Raw genomic sequence first — 4006 nt, 5'->3', positions numbered from 1 at the left:
ACTAGAATTAGTTCCATCTAAATTGCTAAGATCCTTCACTTCACAATCGACTTGTCTCACTTCATGATCTACGCGAACTGCTGGAAGCTTTCCTTTGTAAAACGTTTCCAGTAGCTCCGTTCAGAATGACGATTTTGATGTTTGATCACCCTGGTTCCTCCCATTTCTAGTCCGGAAGTTTCTTCCGGTCGATTTGAATTTTTCTTCCTCTACCTGTATCTATGCCTGCCCTACCTCAATCCCACACTACTCATCCAAAGTTCTGAAAAGTATTTTTCGAGCATTTGCCTTGCGCAATTTTTGCTGAACATCTGAGATCAACCCCATTTGTACCTCCTCATCAGCCTTTAGAAGTATAATTATCTGGTCTTTATATGCTTCTGGTAACGTTTCCTTCTCAGCAATTACCCATTGAACAATCTCATCGAGTTCGATCAGTCTGTTACCGACTGATATTTTAGGATTGTTTCCAAAATCAGCAGCCACTGGCTTGCCAACCGATACTTCTCTTATGAGAGTTTTCATCTCCACTTTGGTCATTTCCTTGGCTTCCGGCAACTGAGTTTCAACCATTTTATCTTTGGTCTTGATGGTAGCTGATACCATGAAAAAGAAAAGCAATAGAAAGACAATATCCGGTAATGATGCGGTTGTGATTTCAGTTTTATTCTTGACTGTTTTTTTGAATCTGCTCATCTTAGTATCAATTAGGTTCTGCAATCGAAATATTCATTGGAATACCGGCCTTCGCCTTTTCCATTAATGCTGCCTGATTAGGATATTGGCTGTTTAAGCTGCGGAATTCTTCAGAAGTTAATCCTACATTGTCACCATAGATCTCATAATAGGCTCCCTTCACTTCGTCCAATGCATCAATAAAATACTTGTAGTGCGTGCCTCTTTGGGTTTTGATTGAAACCACAGCCTTTTCCGGGTTCTCAGAAAGCTTCTGATTCTTTCCGTTGTTTAAGACAAACATTTTGACCTCCTCTTTTACTCCTGCGAGATCCTGTCGTATTTCATCATTGATCAAATAATTGTTTTGACTGTTGATAAGTACTTTAAATAAATTCCTGTCATGTATCCTGATCATGGACTGTTCCTCTGGCTCAGGAGGTAACTTCATCATCAAACCTCGCTCCTGAAGTAGGGTGGTAGAAACAAGAAAAAATATGAGCAATAAAAAGGCAATATCTGCCATTGAACTAGTGGGTATACTTACCTCTCTGGACTTGGTGAACTTCATGGCTTTTTATAAGGATAATCCGGATCAGGCTAAAAAGTCACAAAATCTTTCTCCTCATCAACACCATATGTGACTTTTTATACGTTTTCTCATTATATATTATAAAACACTTTGCCTGCTGAAAATGATGATAACGAACTCGAAAAGGAATTTTTATGGATAGAAATGGCTAAGAAGGATCCTAAATCTTTCGAACCACTCTACAATAAATATTATGAACAGATATTTAGATTCCTTTACCGACGGACAGAAGACGTGACGTTGACTTCTGAGCTATGTTCGCAGACTTTTTACAACGCACTTTCCGGTATTAAGCGATTCAAATTCCAAAATAAACCCTTTGGTGCCTGGCTTTATACAATCGCAACTAATGAATTGAGAAAACACTTCAGGAATAAGCCCATTCATTTTATCATTGAACTGGACAAAATTCGACAGGTCCCCGACCTGGGCATCAAAGTTGACCCACGTGAAGATCTGTTGATTAAACTATTTGAAACACTGAGTCCCGAGGAACTAAGACTGATCGAGCTTAGGTTTTTTGAAGACAAAGGATTTAAAGAAATAAGCATTCTGCTAAAAGAAAAAGAAGGAACCATCAAAATGCGACTATATCGTCTGCTGGAGAGAATTAAAACGTTAATGGAAGAAGCATATGAGAAGGTATAGATTCAGCATAAGAAGAAACCTGTTTGAGCAGGGGATTTCGGGCAGACATAAGGATTTCAATGAGTTCCATAAAATGTATGCTTCCAGAAAAAGGTGGGAAACCAGCTCAAGAATCATTTTAGTGCTGATTGGATCTTTGATTATCCTTGGGATAATTTTGTACAGTGTCTATTTGTAGATTCGACTATCTGTTTGGAAACCTAAATCACACCTTCAAATAGGCAAAACCATCATCTTCAAAAAATATTTTTCAAATCACAAAAAACCGTATCTTAGATGGATAATACAGATAACGCATCTGCATTTACTCGTTTCAAACGTTGATTGTCGCTTAAAAATGAGTAAAGCATGGATTTAGAGTTAGTTATCTTAAAAAAGAGAATAAGGAATAACAGTAATAGGGTTATTTTGATTGTTAGCAACAACTATCCCACATTGAGACAGCTACTTTTAATATTGATCGGGTTTACTCCATTGGTAACTCTTGGACAACCAAAGTTGATGGAGGTAACGGAACGCTATCCTAATACCAAAACGATCAAGAGTCACTATTTTGTAATCAAACCCGAGAAAAAAATCTATCATGGGGCATTTGAGGTATATCGATCGAACGGTCAAATAGACGAGCAAGGTTACTTTGAATATGGGGTTAAAACATCCTATATTAAGTTCGACACCAAAGGACAAGTGCTCAAGGAATTGAAAGATTCTATTTTAACGACCAATGTTTATTTTACGAATGGAGAACTAAAATCAATCCAAAAAACCAAGAATGGAGAGTCGTTAGGAACATGGAAAACCTATGATCTGAACCAGTGTAACAAACCATATTTAATCTCCTCAACTGAGTATCAAGATAATCGAGTTATTTTCAAAACTGAGTCAATTAATAATATATTCCTGGGGATATTTTCAGTGAACACTCTGGTAACTCAAGACTCTAATGGAAACATTGACACAACCCATGTTAACACTAGCTGTGATGCCATTTATCCATCCGAAGCACGAAGAAATCAGATTGAAGGAACACTTTTCATTAAGATTAACCTGACTAGTGGTTGTGATCTCACCTATGAACTCATTAACGAACTTGGTTACGGAATTGAAGATCAATTCATTGATAAACTCGAACTCGCAAAGAAGAACTTACAAGCACATCATGTCTGTCAAGATATTGGGGTAACTATTCCAATGAAATTTGAATTGCAATAAATCTGTCGCAAACAAACGATGATGGCGCATGGCCTTACTTAGCCATCTGCAAAGAGCCTACAAAATATCCAGCTTATCTGCCACCAGGAAACTGAAGTGCTTTCTTATATCTTCATTACGCAGTGCCAATCTGATAGCTGCCTCCCGGCGGCCTGGCTTTGAATGCACCGACAGATAAACTACTTTTATCACCCTTAGTTAAGCTTAGAGGCCACAGCGCCATATTTGGTTTGGCTGTCATTCCCAACATTTCATGACAGTTCAGATTCTTGGAATTAAATAAAATCAAATATTGAGATTTTGTAAAGTGTGATTTTTTAGAATTTCTGCGAATAATAATCTGAACGTCAAAGTTCAAGCCATGAAAAATTACATTAAAGAATAATGCCATCGATGAAGGCGAGTAAAGAAGACGAATTCCTGGCAACTATAGATAGACATAAAAAAATCATCTATAAAGTCGTCAATTCGTATTGCAGAAATAAAGAAGACAGGAATGATTTGGAGCAAGAGATAATCATTCATTATGGAATTCATTTGACAAATACAATCCTGAGTATAAGTATTCTACCTGGATGTATCGAATTTCCCTCAATGTTGCTATATCCTTTTATCGAATAGAGAAAAAATGGCCTGCTAAAAATGATTTCTACAACGAAGAATTAATTTTTAGTGTATCGGATGATAATGAGTACGATCCGGAGTTGGATCTTAATATAAAACGGTTACACGGATTCATTAATGATTTAAATGAATTGAACAAGGCACTGATGCTGTTGTATTTAGAAGATAAATCCTACGATGATATGGCGGAAATATTGGGAATTACAAAAACCAATGTGGCCACAAAAATCAGCAGACTTAAACTTAGGTTAAAAC

General features: G+C 36.9%; 6 protein-coding genes. 3 read left to right on the top strand and 3 right to left on the bottom strand.

Annotation, left to right across the window (positions count from 1 at the left end):
• Positions 1 to 246 precede the first annotated feature (246 nt).
• Both RLO81_RS12260 and RLO81_RS12255 read right to left on the bottom strand, forming a co-directional pair.
• Positions 247 to 696 (bottom strand): ExbD/TolR family protein, encoded by a 450-nt coding sequence (locus tag RLO81_RS12260; protein WP_350111903.1) that lies wholly within the window; start codon positions 694 to 696, stop codon positions 247 to 249.
• A 7-nt stretch (positions 697 to 703) separates the two neighbouring features.
• The gene (locus tag RLO81_RS12255) at positions 704 to 1246 is read right to left on the bottom strand and encodes an ExbD/TolR family protein (RefSeq protein ID WP_350111901.1); all 543 of its coding nucleotides are present in this window, start codon (positions 1244 to 1246) and stop codon (positions 704 to 706) included.
• A 111-nt stretch (positions 1247 to 1357) separates the two neighbouring features.
• Here RLO81_RS12255 and RLO81_RS12250 point away from each other — a divergent pair, with 111 nt between their 5' ends.
• Both RLO81_RS12250 and RLO81_RS12245 read left to right on the top strand, forming a co-directional pair.
• On the top strand, positions 1358 to 1915 hold the full coding sequence (locus tag RLO81_RS12250) for an RNA polymerase sigma factor (protein WP_350111899.1): 558 nt from the start codon (positions 1358 to 1360) through the stop codon (positions 1913 to 1915).
• Between the two features lie 348 nt (positions 1916 to 2263).
• Positions 2264 to 3127 (top strand): toxin-antitoxin system YwqK family antitoxin, encoded by an 864-nt coding sequence (locus RLO81_RS12245; protein WP_350111897.1) that lies wholly within the window; start codon positions 2264 to 2266, stop codon positions 3125 to 3127.
• 115 nt (positions 3128 to 3242) lie between these two features.
• Here the strand turns inward: RLO81_RS12245 and RLO81_RS12240 are convergent, their stop codons facing one another.
• Positions 3243 to 3518: a hypothetical protein gene (locus RLO81_RS12240; RefSeq protein WP_350111895.1), complete on the bottom strand. Its 276-nt coding sequence runs from the start codon at positions 3516 to 3518 to the stop codon at positions 3243 to 3245.
• A gap of 184 nt (positions 3519 to 3702) precedes the next feature.
• On the opposite strand from RLO81_RS12240, the gene RLO81_RS12235 reads away from it, so the two are divergent.
• Positions 3703 to 4006: RNA polymerase sigma factor (locus RLO81_RS12235; protein WP_350111893.1), on the top strand; the 304-nt coding region annotated here is incomplete at its 3' end.

Source organism: Fulvivirga sp. (genome assembly GCF_040220315.1).
Classification (GTDB): Bacteria; Bacteroidota; Bacteroidia; order Cytophagales; family Cyclobacteriaceae; genus Fulvivirga.
This window is presented reverse-complemented; position numbering and strand designations above follow the sequence as displayed.

Coding starts and splice junctions, on each gene's coding strand:
- RLO81_RS12260 (WP_350111903.1), bottom strand. CDS start 696: ATGAGCAGATTCAAAAAAACAGTCAAGAATAAAACTGAAATCACAACC.
- RLO81_RS12255 (WP_350111901.1), bottom strand. CDS start 1,246: ATGAAGTTCACCAAGTCCAGAGAGGTAAGTATACCCACTAGTTCAATG.
- RLO81_RS12245 (WP_350111897.1), top strand. CDS start 2,264: ATGGATTTAGAGTTAGTTATCTTAAAAAAGAGAATAAGGAATAACAGT.
- RLO81_RS12240 (WP_350111895.1), bottom strand. CDS start 3,518: ATGGCATTATTCTTTAATGTAATTTTTCATGGCTTGAACTTTGACGTT.